The sequence below is a fragment of the Lapillicoccus sp. genome, from assembly GCF_025353065.1.
Classification (GTDB): Bacteria; Actinomycetota; Actinomycetes; order Actinomycetales; family Dermatophilaceae; genus Lapillicoccus.
This window is the reverse complement of the sequence record NZ_JANXRJ010000072.1, coordinates 1-3,831: the sequence shown is the minus strand read 5'-3', so window position 1 is coordinate 3,831 and position 3,831 is coordinate 1. Positions and strand designations below refer to the sequence as shown.

The following is a 3,831-nucleotide window of genomic DNA, read 5'->3' as shown; positions in this document are numbered from 1 at the left end:
TCACCCTCCCGGTCACCGCACCCGTCACGGTCGGCGGCACCGGCATCGGCGCCCTCAACGGCACCGGCACCGGCGCTGGCAGCACCCCCGGTGGCACGACCGGCGCGACCGGCGCCCCGACCGGCGGGAACACCACCACCGGTAACGGATCCGTCGGCGGCGGCAACCAGGTCACCCTCCCGGTCACCGCACCCGTGACCGTCGGCGGCACCGGCGTCGGCGCCCTCAACGGCACCGGCACCGGCACCGGAACCACTGGCGGCACCGCCGGCGGCACGACCCCGACCGGTGGGAACACCACCACAGGCAACGGGTCCATCGGCGGCGGGAACCAGGTCATCGTCCCGGTCACGATCCCGGTCACGGTCGGCGGCACCGGCACCGGCGTCGGCGTCGGCGTCGGCGTCGGCGTCGGCGGCACCGGAACGGGCGGCACCCCGGTGACCCCCGGCACCCCCGGCACCCCCGGCACCCCCGGAACCCCCGGCACCCCGGCCACCCCCGGCACCCCGGCCACCCCCGGAACGCCGGTCATCCCCGGAACGCCGGTCATCCCGACCACCCCGGCTCCGGTCGCGGTCGGGACCACCGGTGAGGTCACGGTCGGAGGCATCTACCAGGAGGCCCCGACCCCGGCGCAGGCTCCGGTCCAGGCGGCCTCAGCCGTACCGTCCTTCGCGATGATCGGCGCCTCGGCGCCGGCCGCGGTGACGAGCGGGTCGAGCGCGGCCGTGGTCACCGGATCGGCGCCGACCTCGGTCGCGGTCCTGGCCCACACCGGCTCCGACAGCTCCACCCCGATCGCCCTGTGGGCGATGGCCCTGCTCCTCGCGGGAGGCCTGCTGCGGCTGACCTCACGTCGGGTCCCGGCCCGAGCCACGGGCCGCCAGCACTGACCCGCAGCAACACCACAGCACTCACGCAGCACCTGCTCTCGAACGACGCGCTGGGCCGGCGTCCGGCAGGGGTTCACCAACCCCTACCGGGCCCGGCCCCAGCCCGCGTGTCGGCCACGTCACCGACCAGACGGATGACCCGTTCCGGGGGACGACCTAGACTCGTCATGACCCCGGAAAGGACCATCACCCTCGTGGCACTGCTCGACTCCATCGGCGGACCGGACGACGTCAAGGCGTTGGCCCCCGACGACGTCCCCGTGTTGGCCCAGGAGGTCCGGGACTTCCTCATCTCCTCGGTCTCGCGCACCGGTGGCCACCTCGGTCCCAACCTCGGTGTGGTGGAGCTGACGATCGCCCTACATCGCGTCTTCAGTTCGCCCGAGGACACCATCGTCTTCGACACGGGCCACCAGTCCTACGTGCACAAGCTCCTCACCGGGCGGCAGGACTTCGGCGGACTGCGACAGAAGGGCGGGCTCTCGGGCTACCCCAGCCGCGCCGAGTCGGAGCACGACGTCGTCGAGAACTCCCATGCGTCGACCGCACTCTCCTGGGCCGACGGCATCGCCAAGGCGCGCAAGCTCACCGGCGAGCGTCACCGGCATACGGTCGCGGTCATCGGTGACGGCGCCCTCACCGGCGGCATGGCCTGGGAGGCGATCAACAACATCGCGGTCGACCACGACCTGCCGCTGGTGATCGTGGTCAACGACAACGAGCGGTCGTATGCGCCGACGACCGGGGCGCTCGCCGAGCACCTGGCGACGCTGCGCACCACCCAGGGCTACGAGACGTTCCTCGACTGGGGCAAGAACGCGCTGTCCCGCACCCCGGTGATCGGCGGCGCGATGTATGGCGCCGTGCACGGGGTGAAGAAGGGGATCAAGGACATCGTCGCGCCCCAGGGGATGTTCGAGGACCTCGGCCTGAAGTACCTCGGCCCCATCGACGGGCACGACGAGCCGGCCGTCGAGGCGGCCCTTCGCAGGGCCAGGGCCTTCGGTGGGCCCGTCCTCGTCCACGTGCTGACGAAGAAGGGCAAGGGCTACCAGCCGGCCCGGGCGGACGAGGCGGACCGCTTCCACGCCGTCGACAAGATCAACCCCGAGACCGGGTTGCCGCTGCAGGTGAAGGGGCGGATCTGGACCGACGAGTTCAGCGACGCCCTCGTCGACGTGGCAGCGCGTCGTGACGACGTCGTCGCGATCACCGCGGCGATGCTCATCCCCGTCGGGCTACGGAAGTTCGCGGAGCAGCATCCCGGCCGTGTCTTCGACGTCGGCATCGCCGAGCAGCACGCGGTGACGATGGCCTCTGGGCTCGCTTTCGGCGGTCTCCACCCGGTGGTGTGCATCTACGCGACGTTCCTCAACCGCGCCTTCGACCAGATGCTCATGGACAGCGGTCTGCACCGTGCGGGCGTGACCTTCGTGCTCGACCGCGCCGGCGTCACCGGCACCGACGGTGCGTCGCACAACGGCATGTGGGACATGACGCTCGCCGGCATGGTGCCCGGGCTGCGCCTCTGTTCGCCGCGTGACGCCTCCGAGCTCCGCCGTGCCCTGGACGAGGCGGTCGAGGTCGGTGACGGCCCCACGGTCATCCGCTACTCCAAGCTCAACCCCCCGGCGCCCATCCCCGCCCTGCGGCAGGAGGGGACGGTCGACGTCCTCGCCGAGCCCGCGGCCGACGTTCCGGTCGACCTGCTCCTGGTCGGGGTGGGGGAGATGAGCGCCACCGCCATGTCGGTTGCGGAGAAGCTCACCGCGCAGGGTCGCCGGGTCCGCGTCATCGACCCCCGGTGGTGCCTTCCGGTCAGCGAGGACCTCGTCCGGCTCGCCCGGGACGCCGCCGCGGTCTCGGTCATCGAGGACAACCTCGTGGTCGGCGGGGTGGGGTCGCAGATCGGGCTCGCCCTGCACGACGCAGGGGTCGTCGCTCCGGTGCACCTCTACGGCATACCGAAGCGGTTCCTGGCTCATGCCTCCCGTGGTGAGGTGCTCGAGGAGATCGGGCTCACCCCGGACGCCATCGCCGACCGGCTGGGCGAGCAGCTCGGCTGAGGAGGGTCGCTCGAGGTTCCGGCACCTGAACGTCCGGAACGCGGCCTACGGTATGCCGGGTGACTGACACCGCCAACCCGACCGACTCGACCGACTCGACCGACTCGACCGACTCGCCCGGCTCGCCCGGTCCGCCGTGGGAACCGCCGCTGGCGGGGACCGAACCCGAGCAGCTCTTCGGGGCTCTGAACCGACTGCGCGCGACCTTCCGGTGGAAGGCCGACCGCCTCGACACGGCCGGACTTCGGACCAGGGTCGGAGCCTCGACCCTCACCCTCGGCGGCCTGCTCAAGCACCTGGCCCTTGTCGAGGATCACATCTCCACCGTCAGGCTGAGCGGCCAGCCGCTCGGGGCCCCCTGGGACGCGAGCGGCTGGAACGGCTCGGGCGACTGGGACTTCGCCTCCGCCGCGGGCGACCTTCCTGAGCAGCTCTATGCCCTCTGGGACGGCGCGGCCGATCGGTCCCGGACACGGTTCGAAGCCGCCCTGGCGGACGGCGGCCTCGACCAGCACGTGCACCTGTCGTCGCCCGAGGGGGAGCACGCCAGCCTGCGCCGGCTCGTGTGCGACCTGATCGAGGAGTACGGCCGGCATACCGGGCACGCCGACCTGCTGCGCGAAGCCGTCGACGGACGGGTCGGGGAGGATCCGCCGTCCGGGTGGCACGTCTGAGCCGAGTCGCCGGATGTTCAGAACGGGGCAGGTGACCAGGTCTGCGCGCGGCCCGCGCTGGGAACGCGTTCAGAACGGGGCACGTGACGAGGTCTGCACGCCCGACTTGGAAGAACGCCGCCCGCCGGCTCAGATGTCGCGGAAGACCTCGATCGTCGCGCCGAGGGCGTTGAGCCGGTCGGCGAGGTCCTCGTA

3 protein-coding genes are annotated in these 3,831 nt (G+C 72.1%); all 3 read left to right on the top strand.

Translation table 11 applies throughout. From position 1 onward, the window contains the following. A partial coding sequence (locus tag Q0R63_RS06495; protein WP_295695488.1) for an LPXTG cell wall anchor domain-containing protein occupies window positions 1-896 on the top strand: 896 nt, incomplete at its 5' end. Window positions 897-1,063: 167 nt separating this feature from the next. Continuing rightward, complete coding sequence (gene dxs / locus Q0R63_RS06490) at window positions 1,064-2,962, top strand: 1-deoxy-D-xylulose-5-phosphate synthase (RefSeq protein WP_295695486.1); 1,899 nt, start codon at window positions 1,064-1,066, stop codon at window positions 2,960-2,962. A 59-nt stretch (window positions 2,963-3,021) separates the two neighbouring features. After that, on the top strand, window positions 3,022-3,636 hold the full coding sequence (locus Q0R63_RS06485) for a DUF664 domain-containing protein (protein WP_295695484.1): 615 nt from the start codon (window positions 3,022-3,024) through the stop codon (window positions 3,634-3,636). The last annotated feature ends 195 nt before the right edge of the window (window positions 3,637-3,831 follow it).

Coding starts and splice junctions, on each gene's coding strand:
- dxs (WP_295695486.1), top strand. CDS start 1,064: ATGACCCCGGAAAGGACCATCACCCTCGTGGCACTGCTCGACTCCATC.